Annotated in this window: 24 protein-coding genes; 21 read left to right on the forward strand and 3 right to left on the reverse strand. The window is 64.6% G+C overall.

What is annotated here, in order from left to right; translation table 11 throughout:
• Position 1: 1 nt before the first annotated feature.
• The 19 genes from AC24YW_RS20295 to AC24YW_RS20385 all read left to right on the forward strand — a co-directional run bounded on the left by AC24YW_RS20295 (position 2) and on the right by AC24YW_RS20385 (position 17,936).
• Entirely contained in the window at positions 2–1,198 is a 1,197-nt protein-coding gene (locus AC24YW_RS20295) for an NADH-quinone oxidoreductase subunit D (RefSeq protein ID WP_487484377.1), read from the forward strand.
• Complete coding sequence (locus tag AC24YW_RS20300) at positions 1,198–2,175, forward strand: FkbM family methyltransferase (RefSeq protein ID WP_487484378.1); 978 nt, start codon at positions 1,198–1,200, stop codon at positions 2,173–2,175. Before AC24YW_RS20295 ends, AC24YW_RS20300 begins: the two co-directional genes overlap by 1 nt.
• Before the next feature lie 12 nt (positions 2,176–2,187).
• Positions 2,188–2,799: an NADH-quinone oxidoreductase subunit NuoE gene (gene nuoE, locus AC24YW_RS20305; protein ID WP_035704001.1), complete on the forward strand. Its 612-nt coding sequence runs from the start codon at positions 2,188–2,190 to the stop codon at positions 2,797–2,799.
• Complete coding sequence (locus tag AC24YW_RS20310) at positions 2,799–2,999, forward strand: hypothetical protein (RefSeq protein ID WP_487484379.1); 201 nt, start codon at positions 2,799–2,801, stop codon at positions 2,997–2,999. Before nuoE ends, AC24YW_RS20310 begins: the two co-directional genes overlap by 1 nt.
• Before the next feature lie 15 nt (positions 3,000–3,014).
• Positions 3,015–4,340: an NADH-quinone oxidoreductase subunit NuoF gene (gene nuoF / locus AC24YW_RS20315; protein WP_487484380.1), complete on the forward strand. Its 1,326-nt coding sequence runs from the start codon at positions 3,015–3,017 to the stop codon at positions 4,338–4,340.
• 9 nt (positions 4,341–4,349) lie between these two features.
• Positions 4,350–4,601 carry a hypothetical protein gene (locus tag AC24YW_RS20320; RefSeq protein ID WP_487484381.1) on the forward strand — a complete coding sequence of 84 codons (252 nt, stop codon included), beginning with the start codon at positions 4,350–4,352 and terminating at the stop codon, positions 4,599–4,601.
• Positions 4,602–4,614: 13 nt separating this feature from the next.
• Complete coding sequence (gene nuoG, locus AC24YW_RS20325) at positions 4,615–6,690, forward strand: NADH-quinone oxidoreductase subunit NuoG (protein ID WP_487484382.1); 2,076 nt, start codon at positions 4,615–4,617, stop codon at positions 6,688–6,690.
• Positions 6,691–6,700: 10 nt separating this feature from the next.
• Positions 6,701–7,768 carry an NADH-quinone oxidoreductase subunit NuoH gene (nuoH, locus tag AC24YW_RS20330; RefSeq protein ID WP_257180028.1) on the forward strand — a complete coding sequence of 356 codons (1,068 nt, stop codon included), beginning with the start codon at positions 6,701–6,703 and terminating at the stop codon, positions 7,766–7,768.
• A 14-nt stretch (positions 7,769–7,782) separates the two neighbouring features.
• Positions 7,783–8,271 (forward strand): NADH-quinone oxidoreductase subunit NuoI, encoded by a 489-nt coding sequence (gene nuoI, locus AC24YW_RS20335; protein WP_024341235.1) that lies wholly within the window; start codon positions 7,783–7,785, stop codon positions 8,269–8,271.
• Positions 8,272–8,280: 9 nt separating this feature from the next.
• Positions 8,281–8,919 (forward strand): NADH-quinone oxidoreductase subunit J, encoded by a 639-nt coding sequence (locus AC24YW_RS20340; protein WP_487484383.1) that lies wholly within the window; start codon positions 8,281–8,283, stop codon positions 8,917–8,919.
• Entirely contained in the window at positions 8,916–9,224 is a 309-nt protein-coding gene (nuoK, locus tag AC24YW_RS20345; RefSeq protein ID WP_008547737.1) for an NADH-quinone oxidoreductase subunit NuoK, read from the forward strand. Before AC24YW_RS20340 ends, nuoK begins: the two co-directional genes overlap by 4 nt.
• 8 nt (positions 9,225–9,232) lie before the next feature.
• Positions 9,233–11,332: an NADH-quinone oxidoreductase subunit L gene (nuoL, locus tag AC24YW_RS20350; RefSeq protein WP_487484384.1), complete on the forward strand. Its 2,100-nt coding sequence runs from the start codon at positions 9,233–9,235 to the stop codon at positions 11,330–11,332.
• Positions 11,333–12,841, forward strand: coding sequence for an NADH-quinone oxidoreductase subunit M (locus AC24YW_RS20355; protein WP_487484385.1), 1,509 nt, complete (start codon positions 11,333–11,335; stop codon positions 12,839–12,841).
• 22 nt (positions 12,842–12,863) lie between these two features.
• Positions 12,864–14,300, forward strand: a complete 1,437-nt coding sequence (gene nuoN, locus AC24YW_RS20360) for an NADH-quinone oxidoreductase subunit NuoN (protein ID WP_487484386.1) — start codon at positions 12,864–12,866, stop codon at positions 14,298–14,300.
• A 1-nt stretch (position 14,301) separates the two neighbouring features.
• The gene (locus tag AC24YW_RS20365) at positions 14,302–15,108 is read left to right on the forward strand and encodes a biotin--[acetyl-CoA-carboxylase] ligase (RefSeq protein ID WP_487484387.1); all 807 of its coding nucleotides are present in this window, start codon (positions 14,302–14,304) and stop codon (positions 15,106–15,108) included.
• Positions 15,108–16,778, forward strand: coding sequence for a ribonuclease J (locus tag AC24YW_RS20370; RefSeq protein WP_487484388.1), 1,671 nt, complete (start codon positions 15,108–15,110; stop codon positions 16,776–16,778). The genes AC24YW_RS20365 and AC24YW_RS20370 overlap by 1 nt, the downstream gene beginning before the upstream one ends.
• 10 nt (positions 16,779–16,788) lie before the next feature.
• Positions 16,789–17,193: a methylmalonyl-CoA epimerase gene (gene mce, locus AC24YW_RS20375; RefSeq protein WP_487484389.1), complete on the forward strand. Its 405-nt coding sequence runs from the start codon at positions 16,789–16,791 to the stop codon at positions 17,191–17,193.
• Positions 17,194–17,202: 9 nt separating this feature from the next.
• The gene (locus AC24YW_RS20380) at positions 17,203–17,478 is read left to right on the forward strand and encodes a DUF1467 family protein (RefSeq protein ID WP_025036606.1); all 276 of its coding nucleotides are present in this window, start codon (positions 17,203–17,205) and stop codon (positions 17,476–17,478) included.
• Between the two features lie 104 nt (positions 17,479–17,582).
• On the forward strand, positions 17,583–17,936 hold the full coding sequence (locus AC24YW_RS20385; protein WP_487484390.1) for a hypothetical protein: 354 nt from the start codon (positions 17,583–17,585) through the stop codon (positions 17,934–17,936).
• Here AC24YW_RS20385 and AC24YW_RS20390 read toward each other — a convergent pair whose 3' ends face one another.
• Positions 17,937–18,200: a GlsB/YeaQ/YmgE family stress response membrane protein gene (locus tag AC24YW_RS20390; protein WP_487484391.1), complete on the reverse strand. Its 264-nt coding sequence runs from the start codon at positions 18,198–18,200 to the stop codon at positions 17,937–17,939.
• Between the two features lie 31 nt (positions 18,201–18,231).
• Positions 18,232–18,681 carry a YidB family protein gene (locus AC24YW_RS20395; RefSeq protein ID WP_487484392.1) on the reverse strand — a complete coding sequence of 150 codons (450 nt, stop codon included), beginning with the start codon at positions 18,679–18,681 and terminating at the stop codon, positions 18,232–18,234.
• A 261-nt stretch (positions 18,682–18,942) separates the two neighbouring features.
• Here AC24YW_RS20395 and mtnK point away from each other — a divergent pair, with 261 nt between their 5' ends.
• Positions 18,943–20,232, forward strand: coding sequence for an S-methyl-5-thioribose kinase (gene mtnK / locus AC24YW_RS20400; protein ID WP_487484393.1), 1,290 nt, complete (start codon positions 18,943–18,945; stop codon positions 20,230–20,232).
• 66 nt (positions 20,233–20,298) lie between these two features.
• On the opposite strand, the gene AC24YW_RS20405 is transcribed toward mtnK, so the two are convergent.
• Complete coding sequence (locus tag AC24YW_RS20405; protein ID WP_487484394.1) at positions 20,299–21,183, reverse strand: hypothetical protein; 885 nt, start codon at positions 21,181–21,183, stop codon at positions 20,299–20,301.
• A 223-nt stretch (positions 21,184–21,406) separates the two neighbouring features.
• Between AC24YW_RS20405 and AC24YW_RS20410 the strand changes: the two genes are divergently transcribed.
• A complete protein-coding gene (locus AC24YW_RS20410) occupies positions 21,407–22,996 on the forward strand; it encodes an ABC transporter substrate-binding protein (RefSeq protein ID WP_487484395.1) in 1,590 nt (529 codons plus the stop codon).
• Positions 22,997–22,999: the final 3 nt, after the last annotated feature.

The raw sequence follows: 22,999 nt of genomic DNA on the forward strand, positions 1-22,999 counted from the left end.
CATGAACGAGCAAGCTGAAAACCTTCGCAACTTCACGATCAACTTTGGTCCTCAACACCCTGCGGCGCATGGCGTGCTGCGTTTGGTGCTGGAGCTCGACGGCGAAGTCGTCGAGCGCGTCGATCCCCATATCGGCCTGCTTCACCGCGGCACCGAGAAGCTGATCGAGCAGAAGACGTACCTGCAGGCGATCCCTTATTTCGACCGGCTCGACTACGTCGCGCCGATGAACCAGGAGCACGCCTTTTGCCTCGCCGCCGAAAGGCTGCTCGGCATCGAGGTGCCGCGCCGCGGCCAGCTGATCCGCGTGCTCTATTGCGAGATCGGCCGCATCCTCTCGCATCTGCTCAACGTCACCACGCAGGCGATGGACGTCGGCGCGCTGACCCCGCCGCTGTGGGGCTTCGAAGAGCGCGAGAAGCTGATGGTGTTCTACGAGCGCGCCTCCGGCAGCCGCATGCACGCGGCGTACTTCCGCATCGGCGGCGTGCATCAGGACCTGCCGCAGAAGCTGGTCGACGACATCGAGGCCTGGTGCGATCCGTTCCTCAAGGTGGTGGACGATCTCGATCGCCTCCTCACCGCCAACCGCATCTTCAAGCAGCGCAACGTCGACATCGGTGTGGTGCCGCTGAAGGAAGCCTGGGAATGGGGTTTTTCGGGCGTGATGGTGCGCGGCTCGGGCGCCGCCTGGGACCTGCGCAAGTCGCAGCCCTATGAGTGCTACGCCGAGATGGATTTCGACATTCCGATCGGCAAGAACGGCGATTGCTACGACCGCTACCTGATCCGCATGGAAGAGATGCGCCAGTCCGTGCGCATCATGAAGCAGTGCATCCAGAAGTTGAACGCGCCCGACGGCAAGGGTCCCGTCGTCGTCGAGGACAACAAGGTCGCTCCGCCGCGCCGCGGCGAGATGAAGCGCTCGATGGAAGCGCTGATCCATCATTTCAAGCTCTACACTGAAGGCGTCCACGTGCCGGCCGGCGAAATCTACGCCGCGGTCGAGGCGCCCAAGGGCGAGTTCGGCGTCTATCTCGTCGCCGACGGCACCAACAAGCCCTACAAGTGCAAGATCCGCGCGCCGGGCTTTGCGCATCTCCAGGCCATGGACCACATCTGCCGCGGCCATCTGCTGGCCGACGTCTCGGCGATCCTGGGCTCGCTCGACATCGTGTTCGGAGAGGTCGATCGGTGATGGCGCAGGCGCCTATCCAGTTTGACCGCGCCTCGGGGGCCCTGGAAGGGGCCAACCTGTGGGAGCGGACGGCTGCCTTGGCGCTGGTGACGGGATCGAAGATCTCCTCGCACTTCTCGCACATGGGCTACATCGCCTGCGCGAATTTGCTGCGCAAGACGCTGCCCGAGCGCAACATCGCGATTAGGCTCAATCCCGACGCGGTGTTCGAATTCCCTTACGGCGACGGCTATTGGAGCAAGCTGCTCAACCGCTCCTACACTTACGAGGACGAGCTCGAGCTCTTGTTCGCCGATTCCATCGACGTCGACTACACGCTGCTCGATTGCGGCGCCAATTACGGATATTGGTCGGTGCTGGTGTCGAGCAAGCCGTTCGGCGCGCACCGGGCGATCGCGATCGAGCCGTCGGGCCAGAACTATTCGAAGCTCGCCAACAATGCCCGCATCAACGCTGGCCGCTTCGAGACTATGAAATGCGCCATCGGCGCGACGCGCGGCACCGCGCGTCTGTCGGGCACCAAGCACGAGGCCTTCAGCATCGCCGGCGACCAGTCGGCGGGCGGCGAGGAGGTGCCGGTGATCGCGCTCGACAACCTCATCGAGGACGGCAAGGTTGCGGCCACCGGCAAGTACCTGATCAAGCTTGACGTCGAGGGCGTCGAGATCGAGGCGATCAAGGGCGGGGCGCGACTGCTGCAGGCCGACAGCGTCATCATGTGCGAGGAGCACGGCAGCGACCGTTCCCACGCCGTGTCGCGCTTCATCCTCGAACAGACCCCGCTGAAGCTGATCGTGTTCGATCCGCGCAGCAACCGCATGGAGACCGTGACCGAGCTGTCGATCCTCGACCGCATCAAGGTCTCGACCCACGTCGGCTACAACGTTTTCGGCACCGCAAGCGCATTCTGGCAGGACAGGATCCAGGCCATGAACGCCAAGAACCTGGATGCCAAGACCGCGCGCCGCATGCAGTGAGAGATTGAAGAGATGTCCGTTCGCCGATTAGCACCGAAGGAAGTCCAACCCGCGAGCTTCGCGTTCACGGAGGAGAATCTCGCGTTCGCCAGGCAGCAGATCGCGAAATATCCCGCCGGCCGCCAGGCCTCCGCCGTCATCGCCATCCTCTGGCGCGCGCAGGAGCAGAACGAGGGCTGGGTGTCGGAAGCCGCGATCCGCGTCATCGCCGACATGCTCGACATGCCCTATATCCGCGTGCTGGAAGTCGCGACCTTCTACACCATGTTCCAGCTCGCCCCCGTCGGCAAGAAGGCCCACGTCCAGGTCTGCGGCACCACGCCGTGCCGGCTGCGCGGCGCCGAGGATCTGATCCACGTCTGCGAGCACCGCATCCATCACGAGCCCTTCCATCTCTCCAAGGACGGCAATTTCAGCTGGGAAGAGGTGGAGTGCCTGGGCGCCTGCGTGAACGCGCCGATGGTGCTGATCGGCAAGGACACCTATGAGGACCTGACCAAGGAAAGCTTCGGCAAGGTGCTCGACGGTTTCGCTTCGGGCAATCCGCCGAAGCCCGGTCCGCAGAACGGCCGCCAGTTCTCGGCGCCGATATCGGGACCGACCACGCTCAAGGAGATCACCTGATGCGTGATCTCATCGCAACCGGAGGGACCGCGGCCGTGAAGAGATGGGGCTTTGTCGCCATGCACGCCGCGATCGCGGCTGCCTTCATGTTCCTGCTGCAGCGTTTCTTCATGAACGCGTCGCAGGAGACCAGTCTGCTCTGGGCGCTGTTCTTCGCCGTCTGCGCCGCCGGACTTGCCTACAAGCAGTCCATTCGTTGATCGGAAAGCACTGATATGCTCGAGGACAAGGACCGCATCTTCAAGAACCTCTACGGCCTCCACGATTGGGGGCTCGAGGGTGCGCGGCGCCGCGGCGCCTGGGACGGCACCAAGAACATCATCGACAAGGGCCGCGACTGGATCATCAACGAGATGAAGGCGTCGGGCCTGCGCGGCCGCGGCGGCGCCGGCTTCCCGACAGGCTTGAAGTGGTCCTTCATGCCGAAGGAATCGACCGACGGCCGGCCGAGCTACCTCGTCGTCAACGCCGACGAGTCCGAGCCCGGCACCTGCAAGGATCGCGAGATCATGCGGCACGATCCGCATCTGCTGATCGAGGGCTGCCTGATCGCGAGCTGCGCCATGAACGCGCATGCCTGCTACATCTATGTCCGCGGCGAGTTCATCCGCGAGCGCGAGCATCTCCAGGCCGCGATCGACCAGGCCTATGAGGCCAAGCTGGTCGGCAAGGACAACGTCAACGGCTGGCCGTTCGACATTTACGTCGCCCACGGCGCCGGCGCCTATATCTGCGGCGAGGAGACCGCGCTGCTCGAAAGCCTCGAGGGCAAGAAGGGCCAGCCGCGCCTCAAGCCGCCGTTCCCGGCCAACGTCGGTCTGTTCGGATGCCCGACCACCGTGAACAACGTCGAGTCGATTGCGGTCGCGCCCGATATCCTGCGCCGCGGCGCGGCCTGGTTCGCCGGCATCGGCCGTCCGAACAATGTCGGCACGAAACTCTTCTGCATCTCCGGCCATGTCGAGCGGCCCTGCAACGTCGAAGAGGCCATGGGCATCCCGTTCCGCGAGCTGATCGAGAAGCATTGCGGCGGCATTCGCGGTGGCTGGGACAACCTCAAGGCCGTGATCCCCGGCGGCTCGTCGGTGCGGATGGTGCCGGCCGAGCAGATCATCGACACGCCGATGGATTTCGATAGCTTGAGCAAGCTGCGCTCGGGCCTCGGCACCGCCGCCGTGATCGTGATGGACAAGTCGACCGACCTGATCCGTGCGATCGCCCGCATCTCCTATTTCTACAAGCACGAGAGCTGCGGCCAGTGCACGCCGTGCCGCGAAGGCACGGGCTGGATGTGGCGCGTGCTGACCCGCATGGCCGAAGGTCGCGCCCACAAGCGCGAGATCGACATGCTGCTCGAGGTCACCAAGCAGGTCGAAGGCCACACCATCTGCGCGCTCGGCGACGCCGCGGCCTGGCCGATCCAGGGCCTGATCACGCATTTCCGCCACGAGATCGAAGCGCGCATCGACCAATATTCGCACAAGGCCGATGTCGACGACATCGGCGTCCGCGATCCCGTGAACATGGTCGCGGCGGAGTAGGAGAGGGCGATGACGGATCAGCCGGACAATATCGTGCTCGTATATCTTCGTCGCCTCGACGAGAAATTCGATCGCATGGCGGCGGACGTCAGCGACATCAAGACGCGCGTCACGAACATGGAAGAGAGAATGGGGCACGTCGATCTGAGGCTTGCCCAGGTTGACATTGCGGTTCCTGGGATCAATCGGCGAATTGATCGCGTCGAAGCCCGCCTCGTGCGCATCGAGCGACGCCTCGATCTCGTCGAACTGCCGCATTGAGGAAGACTGACGTATGACCAAGCTCATCATCGACGGCAAAGAGATCGATGTCCCCGCCGAGTACACGCTGCTTCAGGCGTGCGAGGCGGCCGGCGCCGAGATTCCGCGCTTCTGCTATCACGAGCGGCTGTCGATCGCCGGCAATTGCCGGATGTGCCTCGTCGAGGTGAAGGGCGGCCCGAAGCCGGTCGCGAGCTGCGCCTGGGGCGTGCGCGACTGCCGTCCGGGGCCCAAGGGCGAGCCGCCGGAGATTTCGACGCGTTCGCCGATGGTGAAGAAGGCACGCGAAGGCGTGATGGAATTCCTCCTGATCAACCATCCCTTGGATTGCCCGATCTGCGACCAGGGCGGCGAGTGCGATCTGCAGGACCAGGCGATGGGCTATGGTGTCGACACCAGCCGCTTTGCCGAGAACAAGCGCGCGGTCGAGGACAAATATCTCGGCGCGCTGGTCAAGACCTCGATGAACCGCTGCATCCAGTGCACGCGCTGCGTCCGCTTCTCGGCGGAAGTCGCCGGCGCACCCGAGATGGGCGCCACCGGCCGCGGCGAGGACATGGAGATCACGACCTATCTCGAGCACGCGCTGACGTCCGAATTGCAGGGCAACCTCGTCGACATCTGCCCGGTCGGCGCGCTGACCTCGAAGCCCTATGCCTTCGCGGCGCGCCCGTGGGAGCTCGGCAAGACCCAGTCGATCGACGTCATGGACGGCCTCGGCTCTGCGATCCGCGTCGACACCCGCGGCCGCGAGGTGATGCGGATCCTGCCGCGCATCAACGAGGCCGTGAACGAGGAGTGGATCTCCGACAAGACCCGGCACGTGGTCGACGGCCTGCGCACCCAGCGTCTCGACCGGCCCTATATCCGCGAGGCGGGCAAGCTGCGCGCGGCAAGCTGGTCCGAGGCCTTCGCCGCCATTGCCGCCAAGGCGGCCCGCACCGACGGCAAGCGCATCGGTGCGATCGCCGGCGATCTCGCCGGCGTCGAGGAGATGTTCGCGCTGAAGGACCTACTCGGCAAATACGGCTCCAGCAATCTGGCGGTGCAGGGCGGCGACGCCTTCGATCCCGCGCTCGGCCGCGGCTCCTACATTTTCAATCCGACGCTCGCAGGCGTCGAGCAAGCCGATGCGCTGCTCATCATCGGCGCGAACCCGCGGAAAGAGGCGGCCGTGTTCAACGCCCGCATCCGCAAGCGCTGGCGCGCCGGCGGCTTCAAGGTCGGCGTGATCGGTGCCAAGGCCGACCTGACCTATGACTACGACCATCTCGGTGCGGGCACCGAGACGCTGGCCGAGCTCGCGGCCGGCAAGCACTCCTTCATGGACGTGCTGAAGAACGCCAAAAACCCGATCATCCTGGTCGGTGCGGGCGCGGCCGCCCGTCACGACGGCGCCGCCATTCTCGCTGCCAGCGCCAAGCTCGCGCTCGACGTCGGCGCGGTCAAGGACGGCTGGAACGGCTTTGGCGTGCTGCACGAGACCGCCTCGCGCGTCGGCGCGCTCGATATCGGGTTTGCCGCAACCAGCGGCGGGCTCAACGCTGCGCAGATGACGACCTTCGGCACGCTCGACTTGCTGTTCCTGCTCGGGGCCGACGAGATCAAGGCGCCGGACGGGACCTTCGTCGTCTATATCGGCACCCATGGCGACCGGGGCGCGCACCGCGCCGACGTCATCCTGCCGGCGGCCGCCTATACCGAGAAGTCCGCGATCTACGTCAACACCGAAGGGCGCGTGCAGATGACCGGCCGCGCCGCGTTCCCGCCGGGCGAGGCACGCGAGGATTGGGCGATCATCCGCGCGCTGTCGGAAGCGCTCGGCAAGAAGCTCGGCTATGACTCGCTTGCGCAGCTGCGCCAGGCGGTGTTCAAGGCCGTGCCGCATCTGATCCGTCTCGACCAGATCGAGGCCGGCTCCGCCGACCAGGTCAAGAAGCTGGCCGGGAAGGGCGGCTCGCCCGAGAAGGCGCCGTTCAAGCCTCTGATCGAGGACTTCTATTTGACCAACCCAATCGCGCGTGCGTCCGCCGTAATGGCGGAATGCTCGCGTCTCGCCTCCGGGCAGATGCTGACCGCAGCGGAGTGAGCGTGATCTGATGGAATTCTTCGAAAGCGCATTCTGGACCGGATTCCTCTGGCCGCTGATCATCATGGTCGCGCAAAGCGTCCTGGTGCTCGTCGTCCTCTTGGTGGCGATCGCCTACATCCTGCTCGCCGACCGCAAGATCTGGGCGGCGGTGCAGATCCGCCGCGGCCCGAACGTGGTCGGCCCGTGGGGCCTGCTGCAATCCTTCGCCGACCTTCTGAAGTTCGTGCTGAAGGAGCCGATCATCCCGGCCGGCGCCAACAAGGGCGTGTTTCTTCTTGCTCCCTTGGTCTCATGCGTGCTCGCGCTCGCCGCCTGGGCGGTGATCCCGACCAATCTCGGCTGGGTGATCGCCGACATCAATGTCGGCATTCTCTTCATCTTCGCGATCTCGTCGCTGTCGATCTACGGCATCATCATGGCCGGCTGGTCGTCGAACTCGAAATACCCGTTCCTTGCGGCGTTGCGCTCGGCCGCGCAGATGGTGTCCTACGAAGTCTCGATCGGCTTCGTCATCATCACGGTGCTGCTCTGCGCCGGCACGCTGAACCTCACCGGCGTGGTCGAGGCCCAGCACGCGCGCGGTCTCGCCAGCCTGATCGGGTTGCCGCAGCTCACGATCCTGAACTGGTACGTCTGGCCGCTGTTCCCGATGTTCGTGGTGTTCTACGTCTCGGCGCTGGCGGAAACCAATCGCCCTCCGTTCGACCTCGTGGAAGCCGAATCCGAGCTCGTGGCCGGCTTCATGGTCGAGTACGGCTCGACGCCGTACCTCCTGTTCATGCTCGGCGAGTATGTCGCGATCGTCACGATGTGCGCGCTGGCGACGATCCTGTTCCTCGGAGGCTGGCTGCCGCCGGTGGACCTGCCGCCCTTCAACTGGGTGCCGGGAATCATCTGGTTCTCGCTCAAGCTGTTCTTCATGTTCTTCCTGTTCGCGATGGCAAAGGCGATCGTGCCCCGCTACCGCTACGACCAACTGATGCGCCTCGGCTGGAAGGTGTTCCTGCCGCTGTCGCTCGTGATGGTGATCGTGGTGGCCGGCGTGCTGCATTTCGCCGGCATCGCGCCGAAGTGAGGGCCGTCATGGGTATCAACATCAACGCCACTGCACGCTCGCTTCTGCTGTCGGAATTCGTCTCGGCGTTCTTCCTCGCCATGCGTTATTTCTTCCAGCCGAAGCCGACGCTGAATTATCCGTTCGAGAAGGGCCCGATCTCGCCGCGCTTCCGGGGCGAGCACGCCCTGCGCCGCTATCCGAACGGCGAGGAGCGCTGCATCGCCTGCAAGCTGTGCGAGGCGGTCTGCCCGGCACAGGCCATCACCATCGAGGCCGGCCCGCGCCGCAACGACGGCACCCGCCGCACCGTGCGCTACGACATCGACATGGTGAAGTGCATCTATTGCGGCCTCTGCCAGGAGGCCTGTCCGGTCGATGCCATCGTCGAAGGCCCGAACTTCGAGTTCGCGACCGAGACCCGCGAGGAACTCTATTATGACAAGGCCAAGCTGCTCGCCAACGGCGACCGCTGGGAACGCGAGATCGCCAAGGCGATCGAGCTCGACGCGCCGTACCGGTGAGGTGAGGGCATGATCCTTCCCGCGCTGTTCTTCTATCTCTTCGCCGGAATCTGCGTCGCCTCGGCCGTGATGGTGATTGTCTCGCGCAATCCCGTGCACTCCGTGCTGTACCTGATCCTGGCCTTCGTCAACGCCTCCGGCCTGTTCGTGCTGATGGGCGCCGAGTTCCTCGGCATGATGCTGATCGTCGTCTATGTCGGCGCGGTCGCGGTGCTGTTCCTGTTCGTGATCATGATGCTCGACGTCGACTTCCTCGAGCTGCGCGAGGGTTTCATCGAGTACCTGCCGGTCGGCCTGGTGATCGGGGGCATCTTCCTGTTCGAGCTGCTGCTCACCGTCGGCTTCTGGGTCATCAATCCCGGCGTCGCCAAGACGATCACGGCGGCGATCCCGGCCAATGTCAGCAACACCGAGGCGCTCGGGCTCGTGCTCTATACGAAGTACATCCATTACTTCCAGCTCTCGGGCATGGTGCTCCTGGTCGCCATGATCGGCGCCATCGTGCTGACGCTGCGCCACAAGGAGAAGGTCAAGCGGCAGGACATCAACGTTCAGAACGCACGGACGCCCGACATGGCGATGGCGGTGCGCAAGGTGGCGCCGGGGCAGGGGCTCTCGGACGCGGATGCGGCGGAGTGGGTGAAATGACGATCGGGCTCGGACATTATCTGGCGGTCGGCGCGATCCTGTTCACGCTCGGCATCCTCGGCATCTTCCTGAACCGCAAGAACATCATCGTCATCCTGATGTCGATCGAGCTGATCCTGCTCTCGGTCAACATCAACCTCGTGGCGTTCTCGACCTTCCTCGGCGACATCGTCGGCCAGGTCTTCGCGCTGCTGGTGCTGACGGTCGCGGCCGCGGAAGCTGCGATCGGTCTCGCCATCCTGGTGGTCTATTTCCGCAACCGCGGCTCGATCGCGGTTGAGGACGTCAATCTGATGAAGGGCTGAGCTCTCAAATGGTTCAGGCAATCGTTTTCCTGCCTCTGCTGGGCGCCATTCTGGCTGGCCTGATCGCGCTGTTCGGCGCGCATGCCCGCAACCCCTCGGGCGACGAGCTCGACCATCACGGCGACCACGGCCATGGCGCGCATGCCCATGCGTCCGACAAGATCAACGAGGATGCCTCCGTCATCCACGAGAGTCATCACGACGACGCTCACGATGATCACGGCCATGGCCCGACCGAGCCGCCGGCGGCGGGCTCGCGCGCGGCCGAGCTGATCACCACCGGGCTGCTGTTCGTCTCGGCGGCCTTGTCCTGGATGACGCTGGTCGACGTCGGCTTCATGCATCACGATTACAGGATCCAGCTCTTGCCCTGGATCTTCTCCGGCGACCTCCAGGTCTGGTGGACGCTGCGTGTCGACACGCTCACGGCGGTGATGCTGGTGGTGGTGACGACCGTCTCCTCGCTCGTGCACCTCTATTCCATCGGCTACATGGACGAGGACCCGAACCGGCCGCGCTTCTTCGGTTATCTCTCGCTGTTCACCTTCGCCATGCTGATGCTGGTGACGGCCGACAACCTCGTGCAGCTGTTCTTCGGCTGGGAAGGCGTCGGTCTCGCCAGCTATCTCTTGATCGGCTTCTGGTACCAGAAGCCGTCGGCGAACGCCGCCGCCATCAAGGCCTTCGTGGTCAACCGCGTCGGCGACTTCGGCTTCGCGCTCGGCATCTTCGCGGTCTTCATGCTGGTCGGCTCGACCGATTTCGAGACGATCTTCCACGCCGCACCCGGCCTCACCGGCAAGACCATCAACTTCCTCGGCTGGAACGCCGACGCACTGACCCTGACCTGCCTGTTGCTGTTCATGGGCGCGATGGGCAAGTCGGCCCAGTTCCTGCTGCACACCTGGTTGCCGGACGCGATGGAAGGCCCGACCCCGGTGTCGGCGCTGATCCACGCCGCGACCATGGTCACCGCCGGCGTCTTCATGGTGGCGCGCCTGTCGCCGCTGTTCGAGCTCGCCCCGAACGCCCAGGCCGTCGTGATGTTCTTCGGGGCGACCACGGCGTTCTTCGCCGCCACGATCGGCCTCGTCCAGAACGACATCAAGCGCATCGTCGCCTACTCGACCTGTTCGCAGCTCGGCTACATGTTCGTGGCGATGGGGGCGGGGGCCTATTCGGTCGGCATGTTCCACCTGTTCACCCACGCCTTCTTCAAGGCGCTGCTGTTCCTGGGCTCCGGCTCGGTGATCTACGCGATGCACCACGAGCAGGACATCCGCAACATGGGCGGCCTCTGGAAGAAGATCCCCTACACCTATGCGGTGATGGTGGTCGGCACCCTGGCCCTGACCGGCTTCCCGCTCACCGCCGGCTATTTCTCCAAGGATGCGATCATCGAGTCCGCCTACGCCTCGCACAATCCGTTCGCGATGTACGGCTTCCTGATGACGATCGTCGCCGCCGGCCTGACCTCGTTCTACTCCTGGCGCCTGATCTTCAAGACCTTCCACGGCGAGCCGCATGACGAGCATCATTACGAGGCCGCGCATGAAGCTCCGCTCTGGATCCTGATCCCGATCGGCGTGCTCGCGGTCGGCTCGTTCGTCGCCGGCCTGCCGTTCAAGGAGCTGTTCGCCGGCCACGGCATCGAGGAGTTCTTCCGCGAATCCGTCAAGATGAACCCGCACATCATCGAGGAGATGCACCACATCCCGCAGGCCATCGCCTTCCTGCCGACGGTGATGATGGTGCTGGGCTTCCTCGTCTCGTACCTGTTCTACATTCGCCGGCCCTATCTGCCGGTCGAGCTCGCGAACACGCAGCCGATGCTGTACCAGTTCCTGCTCAACAAATGGTACTTCGACGAGCTCTACGACATCATCTTCGTCCGTCCGGCGAAGTGGATCGGCTACCAGCTCTGGAAGAAGGGCGACGGCTTCATCATCGACGGCTTCGGCCCCGACGGTGTCTCGGCCCGCGTGCTGGACGTCACCCGCAACGTCGTCAAGATCCAGACCGGCTATCTCTATCACTATGCATTCGCCATGCTGATCGGTGCCGCCGGCCTGATCACCTGGTTCATGTTCGGCTTTGGAGGCCAGTAAATGACAACCTGGCCCATACTTTCGGTCACGACGTTCCTGCCTCTGGTCGGCGCGCTGATCGTCTATCTGAGCCGCGGTGACGACGAGGCCGCCCGGCGCAATTCGCGCTGGATCGCGCTCTGGACCACGCTGATCACCTTCGCGGTGTCGGTGATCCTGGTCATGCGTTTCGACCCCGGCAATCCCGACTTCCAGTTCGTCGAGAAGGCGAACTGGCTCGCCACCGGCATCACCTATCACATGGGCGTCGACGGCATCTCGCTGCCGCTCGTGATCCTCACCACCGCCGTGATGCCGTTCTGCATCATCGCGAGCTGGAAGGCGATCACGAACCGTGTCCGCGAATACATGATGGCGTTCCTGATCCTGGAAACGCTGATGATCGGCACCTTCTCGGCGCTCGATCTCGTGCTGTTCTATTTGTTCTTCGAGGGCGGCCTGATCCCGATGTTCTTGATCATCGGCGTCTGGGGCGGTCCGCGCCGGGTCTATGCCTCGTTCAAGTTCTTCCTCTACACGCTGCTCGGCTCGGTCCTGATGCTGCTCGCCATCATGGCGCTGTACTGGAACGGCGGCACCACCGATATCCCGACCCTGATGCACACCGCCGTGCCGCGGTCGTTGCAGACCTGGGCCTGGCTCGCCTTCTTCGCCTCCTTCGCGGTGAAGATGCCGATGTGGCCGGTGCACACCTGGCTTCCCGACGCGCACGTCGAGGCGCCGACCGCGGGCTCCGTGGTGCTCGCCGCGATCCTGCTGAAGATGGGCGGCTACGGCTTCCTGCGCTTCTCGCTGCCGATGTTCCCGCTGGCCTCGCACGACTTCGCGCCGCTGGTCTTCACGCTCTCGGCCATCGCCATCATCTACACCTCGCTGGTCGCGCTGATGCAGGAGGACATGAAGAAGCTGATCGCGTACTCGTCGGTGGCGCATATGGGCTTCGTCACCATGGGCATCTTCGCCGGCACCATGCAGGGCGTCGCCGGCGGCGTGTTCCAGATGATCTCGCACGGCATCGTCTCCGGCGCGCTGTTCCTCTGCGTCGGCGTCGTCTACGATCGCCTGCACACCCGCGAGATCGCGGCCTATGGCGGCCTCGTCAACCGGATGCCGCTTTATGCGATGACCTTCATGGTGTTCACCATGGCCAATGTCGGTCTGCCCGGCACCAGCGGTTTCGTCGGCGAGTTCATGACGCTGCTCGGCACCTTCAAGGTCTCGATCCCGACCGCGTTCTTCGCCAGCTTCGGCGTGATCCTGTCGGCGGCCTACGCGCTGTGGCTCTACCGCAAGGTCGTGTTCGGGGCGCTGGTCAAGCCGCAGCTGGCGAGCATGAAGGATCTCACCTTGCGGGAGTGCGTCATTCTATTCCCGATGATCGCGCTGACGATCCTGTTCGGCGTCTATCCGAAGCCGGTGCTCGACATGTCGGCCGCCTCGGTCCAGCAACTCGTCAACAATTACAATACCGCCGTGACGGCCGTGAAGGCCGCCGCACTGCTCCAGTGATCGGGCAGGTCAGGATATCGCCATGAGCTTTTCGACTGCAGGTTATCAACTGGCGCCGGTGCTGCCCGAGCTCGTGCTCGCGGTCGGCGCGATGGCGCTTCTGATGCTCGGGGCTTATCGCGGGCAGGAGACGACGAGAACCGTCACCTCTCTGGCGGTGGTGCTCCTGATCGTGGTCGGTGCGCTCGTCTACATGCAGCCCGCGGGCAAGCAGGTGACGTTCGGCGGCAGCTTCATCGTCGACGACTTCGCCCGCTTCATGAAGATCCTGGCCTTGATCGGCTCGGCCGTGACGCTCGTCCTGTCGACAGAGTTCCTGTCCGACCCGTCGCGCCGCATCTTCGAATACGCCATCCTGGTGCTGCTCTCGACCCTCGGCATGATGGTGCTGATTTCGGCCGGCGACCTGATCTCGCTCTATCTCGGTCTCGAATTGATGTCGCTGGCGCTCTACGTCGTCGCGGCCTCCAACCGCGACAACGCCAAGTCGACCGAGGCCGGCTTGAAGTACTTCGTCCTCGGCGCGCTGTCCTCGGGCATGCTGCTCTACGGCGCCTCGCTGGTCTATGGCTTTACCGGCACCGTGAGCTTCACCGGCATTGCCTCGGCCGCGACGATCTCGAATGTCGGCCTTGTGTTCGGCCTCGTCTTCCTGCTTGTCGGCCTCTGCTTCAAGGTTTCGGCCGTGCCGTTCCACATGTGGACGCCTGACGTCTACGAGGGCGCGCCGACCCCGGTCACCGCCTTCTTCGCTTCGGCGCCGAAAGTCGCGGCGCTCGCCGTCTTCACCCGCGTCACGCTGACTGCATTCCCCGGCATCGTCTCGCAGTGGCAGCAGATCCTGGTGTTCGTGTCGATCGCCTCGATGGCGCTCGGCTCCTTCGCCGCGATCGGCCAGAGCAACATCAAGCGCCTGATGGCCTATTCCTCGATCGGCCACATGGGCTTCGCGCTGGTCGGCCTTGCCTCCGGCACGGTGGAAGGCGCGCAGGGCGTCCTGATGTACATCGTGATCTATGTCGCGATGACGCTCGGCTCGTTCTCGATCATTCTCGCCATGAAGCGCAACGGCCAGGCCGTGGAGCAGATCAGCGATTTCGCCGGCCTGTCGCGCACCAATCCGCTGCTCGCCTTCATGTTCGCGATGCTGCTGTTCTCGCTCGCCGGCATCCCGCCGCTCGCCGGCTTCTTCGCCAAATGGTACGTCTTCGTCGCCGCCATCAAGGCGAACCTGTTCACGCTCGCCGTCATTGGCGTGCTGACCAGCGTGGTCGGCGCCTACTATTATCTCGCCATCGTCAAGACGATGTATTTCGACGAGCCGGCCGGGAAGGTCGATCCGGTCAGGATCGAGGTGCGGACGGTGCTGGCGGTGGCCGGCCTGTTCAACATCCTGTTTGCGCTGTTCGCGGGGCCCGTGGTGAGCGTCGCCTCCGCCGCGGCAAAGTCGTTGTTCTAGGATGGCCTTCGCGCTCGGTCCTCGCGCATCGGCCGCGGGCTACAAGCTCGCGGCGTTCGAACGGACCGGCTCGACCAATACCGAGGCGATCGAACACGCCAGGGCCGGCGAGCGCGGCCCGATGTGGTTCGTCACGTCCGAGCAGACCGCCGGCCGCGGCCGACGCCAGCGCGCCTGGATCGCGCCGCGCGGCAATCTCGCCGCCAGCATCCTCGAAGTCATGGACGTCGCCCCCGCCGTCGCCGCCACGCTCGGCTTTGCCGCAGGGCTGGCCGAGGAGGCGGCGCTGCAGAAGGTGAGTCTCGAGGCCGCGCTTCGTCTCGGCGAGGGCCGGCCCCGCTACGCCCTGAAATGGCCGAATGACGTGCTCGCCGGCGGCAAGAAGCTGGTCGGGATCGGCCTTGAGGCCGAGGCCGTCAATGGCGGCCTCGCCGTCGTCGTCGGCATCGGCACCAACGTGGTCGCCGCGCCGGAGGGCACGCCGACGCCCGCGGTGTCACTGGCCGCGCTCGGGGTCCAGATCAGCGCGGAGGAGCTGTTCACGGCCCTGTCTGATGCCTGGGTCGAGTTCCGGGGCATCTGGGACAATGGCCGCGGCTTTGCCGAGATCCGCAAGCTCTGGCTGGAGCGCGCCGCCGGCCTCGGCGAGAAGGTTGCGATCCACACGGGAACGACGACGCTGGAAGGCGTTTTTGACACGATCGACGACACCGGCTGCCTGATCGTCCGTAACCCGGAGGGCCGCCTCGTGCCGGTGGCGGCCGGCGAGGTGTTCTTCGGCCCGGTCGCCTCGGTGGGAGCTGCGTGATGGCAAGGCCCGACGAACTGGTGTTTGCGCCGCTCGGCGGCGTCGGCGAGATCGGCATGAATCTGTCGATCTACGGCCTCGGTAACCGCCACCAGCGGTCTTGGTTGGCGGTCGATCTCGGCGTCTCCTTCGGCGATGAGGAGCATCTGCCGGGCATCGACCTGATCATGCCCGACATCTCCTTCCTGGAGAAGGAGCGCAAGAACCTGATGGGCCTGGTGCTGACCCACGCCCATGAGGACCATTTCGGCGCTATCATCGACCTCTGGCCGAAGCTGAAATGCCCGATCTACGCCACCAGGTTCAGCGCCGCGCTGTTCGAGGCCAAATGCGCCGCCGAGCGCAACGCGCCCGAGATTCCGGTCACCGTGGTGCCCTCAGGCGGCCGTGTCGATATCGGCCCGTTCAACGTCGAGTTCATCCCCGTCGCGCATTCGATTCCCGAAGCGCATGCGCTGGCGATCCACACCGAAGCCGGCATCGTGCTGCACACCGGCGACTGGAAGATCGACCCGACCCCGACGCTTGGAGCCCCGACGGACGAGAAGCGGCTGCGCGAATTGGGCGAAGAGGGCGTGCTCGCCCTGATCGGCGATTCCACCAATGCCGTGCGCGACGGCCGTTCGCCGTCGGAGGCCGAAGTCGCCCGAACCATCATCGACCTCGTCAAATCCGCCAAGGGCCGCGTCGCGGTGACCACGTTCGCCTCCAACGTTGCCCGCGTCAAAGCGGTGGCTGATGCCGCGAAAGCCGCCGACCGCGAGGTGGTCGTGGTCGGCCGCGCCATGGAGCGCGTGGTGCAGGTCGCGCGCGAGACTGGCTATCTCGACGGCGTGCAGAACTTCCGCTCGCCCGAGGTCTATGGCCACCTGCCGCAGGACAAGGTGTTGGCGCTGTGCACCGGAAGCCAGGGCGAGCCGCGCGCCGCGCTGGCCCGCATCGCCAATGACGACCATCCCGAAATCACGCTGAACCGCGGCGACAGCGTCATCTTCTCCTCGCGTACCATTCCCGGCAACGAGAAGGCGGTCGGCTCGATCATCAACAATCTGGTGCTGCAGGGTGTCGAGGTCATCACCGACCGCGATGCTCTCGTCCATGTCTCCGGCCATCCCCGCCGCGACGAGCTGCGCGACATGATCTCCTGGGTGAAGCCGCAGCTCCTGATCCCCGTCCACGGCGAGGCGCTGCATCTGCACGAGCACGCCAAGCTCGCCCGCGCCGCCGGCGTGCCGCGCGTGCTGGTCTGCCGCAACGGCGACCTCGTCAAGCTCGGTCCCGGCGATCCCGGCATCGTCGGCGAGGTGCCATCGGGGCGTCTCTACAAGGACGGCACGATCCTGGAAGACTCCAAATCCCGTGCCGTCGTGGAGCGGCGCCGCATGGGCTTTTCCGGCTGCGCCTTCGTCGCCATCGCCATGACCGCGCAGGGTGAGCTCGCCGGCGATCCCGAGCTCGATCTGGTCGGCATCCCCGAGAAGAACAGGGCCGGCGAGCCCTTCGATGACATCGTCTTCGATGCCGTGATGTCGACCATCGAAGGCCTGCCGAGGGCGCGCCGGCGCGATCCGGACGCCTTGGCCGAGTCGGTGCGACGCGCTGTCCGGGCCGTGATCAACGAACATTGGGGCAAAAAGCCCCCCTGTCTGGTACATGTACTGACAGTATAGGGAGGGGAACATGTTGGGCCGGCTCAACCATGTCGCGATCGCGACCAAGGACGCGGTCAAGGCCGCGAAGATCTACGGTGCGGCCTTCGGCGCCCAGATTTCCGAGGCCGTGCCGCTGCCCGAGCACGGCGTCACCACCGTGTTCGCGACCCTGCCCAACACCAAGATCGAGTTCATCGAGCCGCTCGGCGAGGCCTCGCCGATCGCGAAGTTCATCGAGCGCAATCCCGACGGCGCTATCCATCACGTCTGTTACGAGGTCGTCGACATCATCGCCTCGCGCGACACGCTGGTGAAGGAGGGCGCCAGGGTGCTCGGCGACGGCGTGCCGAAGATCGGCGCCCATGGCAAGCCGGTGCTGTTCCTGCACCCCAAGGATTTTTCCGGCGCCCTGGTCGAGATCGAGCAGGCATAAGGCCGCGTCATGGCCATTCAGATTTCAACCTGGCTCGCGATCTATTTCGTGCTGTGGTGGGTCATGCTGTTCGTGACGCTGCCGTTCGGCGTGCGCAGCCAGCACGAGGACGGTGTCGGCGCGCCCGGCACCGACCCCGGTGCTCCCATCCTCACCCGCATGGGGCACAAGCTGATCTGGACCACGATCATCTCGGCGATCGTGTTCGGCATCGGCCTTGCGGCCTACCACGCCGGCTATCTCTCGATCGAGCGCCTGTCGAAGATGATGGGCATGCCGTTTTAGTTTCACCTCTTCCGCTCGGGGAGAGGTGGAGTACCTCGGCGATAGACTTTGCTTGATCGCGTCACTCGCCTAGAATTTTGCGATTTTTCTGTTGGGGGGAACGAATGACATTTCAACGTATCGTCATTGCGCTTCTGGTGCTGATCGTCGCCGGCATCGGTGCCATCGGCTATTTCGAATGGCGGATGGCCGTGCAGGTGCGCACGCTCAAAGCCTTCGTCGAAGGTTATGTCTTCAACGAGGCCGTGCTGGCCTGCGAGCAGGCCACGAGCTCGACGCCGTTCAAATGGAACGGCGGCAAGAGCACCTCCGTGATCGGCCTGAACTCGGTCAAAACTGACAAATACACCGTCAGCGCCAGCTACACGCTGGTGGCTGACAGTGTCTATTGCGATTACGATCCGATCAAGAGAAAGGCCGACATCGGCTCCAGCTTCCTGGAGCGGGAGACTTTCTAGCTAGATCGCGCGGCGTTGCCGGCCGGCGACGAGACCGTAGACGAACAGCACGATGATCGCGCCGACCACGGCCCCGATGAGGCCCGCGCCCTCGCCAGGGCGATACCAGCCCAGCGCTTGGCCGAGGTAGGACGCGACGAAGGCGCCGACGATGCCGAGGATGGTCGTCAGGATGAAGCCGGATGGTTCGTTGTCGCCGGGCATGATGAACTTGGCGATCACGCCGGCGATGAAGCCGATGATGATGGTCCAAAGAATGCTCATAGTGACACCTTTTCGAGTTGAGCCGCTGCTTCTACGCGGTGGGCAGCCGTCCATCCGGCGTGTACTTGTCGATGGCGGAAGGAAGCTCGCGGGTGAGCCGTGAGACGATCTCGTCCTGGGAAAGCCCGGTCTGCTGGGCGAGCTTTTCGAGGACGTCGTTGCCAATGGCCTGCTTGAGCTCCGGCGAGGAGATCTCCTTGTTGGGGCCGGGCTTCACCCAGGAATCGGCAACCTCGCCTTGCCCGTTCTGGTTGAATCGCTCCAGGAGCTCGCCAATGCCGCCATTGAGCAGGCCTCCGACTCCGCCGGCGCCCAGCATGCCGCCGAGATTGCCGAGCATGCCGCCGAGCGGCTGCTGGCCGCCCGCAGGCGAGCCGCTCCCTGCGCCTTTCAGCAGCTCAGCCAGCTTGTCACGATTCTGATATCCGGCGATGGCCAGCATTGCCAGAAGGGCGGTCATGGAGGGCATTCCGCGACCCATCGGTTGGCTCCCTTTTTGAAGGTCAGAAACGAAAAAACTGTCTCGGCCTGCTTGGGTTCCTCCGTCGGCCAATCGCGGCTCGCGACCAAGCGTCTCAGCGGGTTGCCCGACGCCCGGAGCCGTGCGGGCCGGGTGCTGCGCGCCCGGGTGGCGGACCGCGCCGATTGCGACTACGATCCGATCAAAACAATGGCCTGGATCGGCCCCGCGCGCTGCAGCATCGGGAGGAATGATCCGGTCCAGACAGGGGATGTGATCGTCATGGGCGGGGACCGGGCAGGGGATTACCGAATTCTGCATGAAGGCGAGTTGCGCCACTACCTGGCGGGCGTCTCCGAACTTGGGGCATTGCTCGGCGGCGAGCCGGCTACGTGGGCGATCACCGAGGTCGGGGACGGCAACCTCAACCTGGTCTTCATCGTCAAGGGTGCGCAGGGCGGCATCGCGGTGAAGCAGGCGCTGCCCTACGTCCGCCTCGTCGGCGAGAGCTGGCCCTTGCCGCTGTCGCGCGCCCATTACGAATATCTCGCGCTGTCGCGTCAGGCCCAGCTCGCACCCGGCCTGGTGCCGGCCGTGCTGCATCACAACGAAGCCCTGGCGCTGACGGTGATGGAGCTGCTCGAGCCCCACATCATCATGCGCAAGGGGCTGGTCGCGGCAACGCGCTATCCGCGTTTCGTGGACGATATCACGACCTTCATGGCGCGGACGCTGTTCTTCACCTCCGACCTCGCGCTATCGGCGGCCGAGAAGAAGGAGGCCATCGCGGCCTTTGCCGGCAACCACGCGCTCTGCAAGATCACCGAGGACCTGATCTTCACCGATCCCTACCGCATCGCCGAGCAGAACCGCTGGACCGCGCCCTATCTCGATGGCCTCGCCGCGAGCCTGCGCGAGGATCTGGAGCTGCACGTCGCGGTCTCCCGGCTGAAGCTGAAATTCATGGCAAGCCCGGACGCGCTGATCCATGGCGACCTCCACACCGGCTCGATCATGGTCACGGACAGCCAGACCCGGGTGATCGACCCGGAATTCGCATTCTACGGTCCCATGGGCTTCGACGTCGGCGCCGTGCTGGCCAATCTCCTGATGGCCTATTTCGCCTCTGCCGGCCACGAGCGCGCCCCGGGCGAACGGGCGGCCTTCGAGGCCTGGGTGCTGGAGACGGTCGAGCAGGTCTGGACCGAGTTCGCCCGAAAGTTCCTCGCCCTCTGGCGCGCCGGCGGCATCGGCGACGCCTATCCGCCCTCGCTCTTTCCCGGCGAGAAGGGGGCGGCGCGGCTGGAGGCCGAGCGGCAGGCCTACATGCAGCGCCTGTTCACTGATGCGGTCGGGTTCGCCGCTGCAAAAATCATCCGCCGCATCTTCGGCCTCGCCCACAATATCGATTTCGAGCTGATCGAGGACGCGCGCGTGCGGGCGGTCAGCGAAGCCCGTGCCGTGCGGCTGGCGAGGGCGATGATGGTGGATACGGCGTCGTTCCGGACCATCGCGGATGTGACGAATGCCGCGCGAAAATTGCGGGACTGGCTGCCGGAAGTGTCGGGCTGAACCAGCCACATGGCGAGGAGCCCGCCCCACGCTCCGTCATTGCGAGATGACATCGTCGCCGGAACGTTAGTAAAGCCGCATCGGCAGCAGGACGCCGTCCGCGCCGGCCAGCAGACCCCAGGTCTCGTTGGCCGCGACCTCGAACTCCCGGCTCTCGGCCGCGCCGCCCCCGACCGCGAGAGTCACCTTGTACCTGCCTGGCGGCAGATCGAGCTTCTGGCTGTCCGGCAATTCGCCTGCGGCACCGTCGGAATTCGCCAGTTCTTCGCCGGCGTGCGCCGCCAGTTTGATGGTCTGGTCGGCGACGGTGATCAGTGCCGCTTCATCCGTCTTGTTGCCGAGCATCAGCCTCGCTTGCCCGGGCTTGGGCAGGAGGCCGATGGTCGCCGGGGCGAATTTGCGCCTCGACAGCTCGGCAATTGTCTTGCCGTCCTGACGTGAGAGCCGGAGCAGGACCGGTCCTTCTCTCGTCAGGAATGTGATCGCGGCCCGGTCCGGCTCTGCCACGGCATCGTCTTCCTCCGTCCAGCCACGCTTGCCGAGTGCGTCGCGATAGAAGCCGAGCACAGAAGCGATATCGCGCGGCGTCTCGGCGTAGATCGACTGAATCTGCGGCGAAGCTTTCGCCGTCGCGAGGGCCCAGCCTTCGGGCAGTGGCAGGCCGGTATGCTCGGAGAGCTTGGCTTCGAAATGCGCTCCCGCACCGCGCGCCATCATCCCGACGGGGATGCTGAGCAGTCGTTCGGCGAAATTGTCCAGCGTGTCATGGCGCCGGACCGCCCACCAGGTCTGGTCGACATTGTCGTTCAAGCCGGAGGTGCGACTCCAGCCGAACTGGATAGTGTCTGTCGCGCTCTCTCCACCGAGGCTGGCCGCGACCGGATGCGCCAGCACGGCCGTAGCAACGACCAGACCGGTGGCGAGCAGGGCAGCTAGCTTTCGGCGATGCATTCTTCCGCGATCCCTTGGGGCTCAGATAATGATCCTGAGCTTGGTCGCGTTGATCACGAAAAATGTTCATCGATCCTGGTCGTCCGATGGCGCACCGCGTCAAAGGCCCCTCCGAAGGAGTGCCTCAGGAACCGGCATCATTTGCCGTCAAAACGAAGCTTGCTTTCGGCAGGCGACGAATGATCAAATCACTCATCGGAATACGCCTGCGTCGGGGGGATACATGATGTTCAAGACCATCGCGATCGTTGCCGGTTTGGGACTGGCGCTCGCCGCCACAGCCGAGGCGCAGACGCCGCGCAAGGGCGGAACCATCCGCATGACGGCGCCCTACGGCTCGAGCTTCACTAGCCTCGACATTCACACCACCCAGCGCGCCCAGGACGAAATCTACGCCAAGGCCCTGCACCGCTCGCTCTACATCTGGAATTCGGCGGAAGGAAAGCCGGTGCTGGAACTCGCCAAGGAGGACGTGGTCTCGGGCGGAGGCCTCGTTCACACCTTCAAGCTGCGCGACGACGCCTATTTCCACAGCGGCCGCAAGATGACCGCCGACGACATCATCTGGTCCTACAACCGCATCATGGACGGCAGCAAAGCCTATCCCGGCGCGCGTTACGTCCGCGTGATCGAGGGCGCAGCCGCGGTGGAGAAAGGCCAGGCCAAGGAGATCTCCGGCCTGAAGAAGATCGATGACTTCACCGTCGAGATGAAGCTGACCGAGAAGGTCGATCCCGGCTTCTACTTCTTCACCGCGCTGACCTCGATCTATCCCGCCGACGAGGCCGCCAAGGAAAGCTTCATCCAGAAGCCGATCGGTCTCGGTCCGTTCAAGTTCGTCGAGCACGTGCCGGGATCGCGCATCGTCCTGGAACGCTGGGACCGGTTCTATAAGCCGGGCAAGCCCTATGCCGACAAGATCGTGGTGTCGGTGATGGGCGAGGCCGCGGCGCGCGACGTCGCCTTCCGCAACAAGGAGATCGACACCTCGGTGCTGGGACCTGCGCAATACGTCGCCTACCAGTCCGACGCCGACCTCAAGGGCACCATCGTCGAGGTCGCCGAGGTTTTTACGCGCTACATGGGGATGAATCCCAACTTCAAGCCGTTCTCCGACAAGCGCGTGAGACAGGCGATCAATTACGCCATCGATACCGACTTGATCATCAACAAGCTGGTCAAGGGCAAGGCCTATCGCGCCACCAGCTGGCTGCCGCTGACCTCGCCGGCCTACGACAAGGCGATGAAGCCTTACCCCTTCGATCCCGCCAAGGCCAAGCAATTGCTCACCGAGGCCGGCTACGCATCCGGATTCGAGTTCGAATGGACCACCAGCCAGAATGAAAGCTGGGGCCTGCCGATCGTCTCGGCCGTCATTCCGATGCTGGACAAGGTGGGCATCAAGGCCAAGGTCAAGCAGGTCGAGACCGCGGTGCTGGCGGAGGTGGTGCGCACCGGCGACTACCAGGCCTTCATCTATTCCCAGGCAAGCGGCCCGGATCCTCAGGCCGCGCTGAAATGCTTCCATTCGGCGACGCCGCAGGCGGCCTGCAACTACACGACCTACAAGAATCCCGACTTCGACAAGATCCTCGATGAGGCCGGCCAGACGGACGACATGGCCAAGCGTATCCAGTTGCTGCAGAAGGCCAATGCGCTGCTCTACGAGGAGGCCCCGGTCTGGTTCTTCAACTACAACAAGGCGGTCATGGCAGTGCAGCCCTGGCTCAAGGGAATTCAGCTCAACGCGACGGAGCTGACCCACCAGAACGTCGAGGATCTCTGGGTCGACGAGACCTCGCCCGCGAAGTGACAT

This window comes from Bradyrhizobium sp. USDA3516 (assembly GCF_057651995.1).

Coding starts and splice junctions, on each gene's coding strand:
- AC24YW_RS20390 (WP_487484391.1), bottom strand. CDS start 18,200: ATGAGCATTCTTTGGACCATCATCATCGGCTTCATCGCCGGCGTGATC.
- nuoG (WP_487484382.1), top strand. CDS start 4,615: ATGACCAAGCTCATCATCGACGGCAAAGAGATCGATGTCCCCGCCGAG.
- nuoN (WP_487484386.1), top strand. CDS start 12,864: ATGAGCTTTTCGACTGCAGGTTATCAACTGGCGCCGGTGCTGCCCGAG.
- AC24YW_RS20340 (WP_487484383.1), top strand. CDS start 8,281: ATGATCCTTCCCGCGCTGTTCTTCTATCTCTTCGCCGGAATCTGCGTC.
- AC24YW_RS20385 (WP_487484390.1), top strand. CDS start 17,583: ATGACATTTCAACGTATCGTCATTGCGCTTCTGGTGCTGATCGTCGCC.
- AC24YW_RS20310 (WP_487484379.1), top strand. CDS start 2,799: ATGCGTGATCTCATCGCAACCGGAGGGACCGCGGCCGTGAAGAGATGG.
- AC24YW_RS20395 (WP_487484392.1), bottom strand. CDS start 18,681: ATGGGTCGCGGAATGCCCTCCATGACCGCCCTTCTGGCAATGCTGGCC.
- AC24YW_RS20295 (WP_487484377.1), top strand. CDS start 2: ATGAACGAGCAAGCTGAAAACCTTCGCAACTTCACGATCAACTTTGGT.
- AC24YW_RS20405 (WP_487484394.1), bottom strand. CDS start 21,183: ATGCATCGCCGAAAGCTAGCTGCCCTGCTCGCCACCGGTCTGGTCGTT.
- nuoK (WP_008547737.1), top strand. CDS start 8,916: ATGACGATCGGGCTCGGACATTATCTGGCGGTCGGCGCGATCCTGTTC.
- AC24YW_RS20410 (WP_487484395.1), top strand. CDS start 21,407: ATGATGTTCAAGACCATCGCGATCGTTGCCGGTTTGGGACTGGCGCTC.
- nuoL (WP_487484384.1), top strand. CDS start 9,233: ATGGTTCAGGCAATCGTTTTCCTGCCTCTGCTGGGCGCCATTCTGGCT.
- AC24YW_RS20370 (WP_487484388.1), top strand. CDS start 15,108: ATGGCAAGGCCCGACGAACTGGTGTTTGCGCCGCTCGGCGGCGTCGGC.
- AC24YW_RS20355 (WP_487484385.1), top strand. CDS start 11,333: ATGACAACCTGGCCCATACTTTCGGTCACGACGTTCCTGCCTCTGGTC.
- AC24YW_RS20365 (WP_487484387.1), top strand. CDS start 14,302: ATGGCCTTCGCGCTCGGTCCTCGCGCATCGGCCGCGGGCTACAAGCTC.
- AC24YW_RS20300 (WP_487484378.1), top strand. CDS start 1,198: ATGGCGCAGGCGCCTATCCAGTTTGACCGCGCCTCGGGGGCCCTGGAA.
- nuoF (WP_487484380.1), top strand. CDS start 3,015: ATGCTCGAGGACAAGGACCGCATCTTCAAGAACCTCTACGGCCTCCAC.
- AC24YW_RS20380 (WP_025036606.1), top strand. CDS start 17,203: ATGGCCATTCAGATTTCAACCTGGCTCGCGATCTATTTCGTGCTGTGG.
- nuoE (WP_035704001.1), top strand. CDS start 2,188: ATGTCCGTTCGCCGATTAGCACCGAAGGAAGTCCAACCCGCGAGCTTC.
- mce (WP_487484389.1), top strand. CDS start 16,789: ATGTTGGGCCGGCTCAACCATGTCGCGATCGCGACCAAGGACGCGGTC.
- mtnK (WP_487484393.1), top strand. CDS start 18,943: ATGGGCGGGGACCGGGCAGGGGATTACCGAATTCTGCATGAAGGCGAG.
- AC24YW_RS20320 (WP_487484381.1), top strand. CDS start 4,350: ATGACGGATCAGCCGGACAATATCGTGCTCGTATATCTTCGTCGCCTC.
- nuoH (WP_257180028.1), top strand. CDS start 6,701: ATGGAATTCTTCGAAAGCGCATTCTGGACCGGATTCCTCTGGCCGCTG.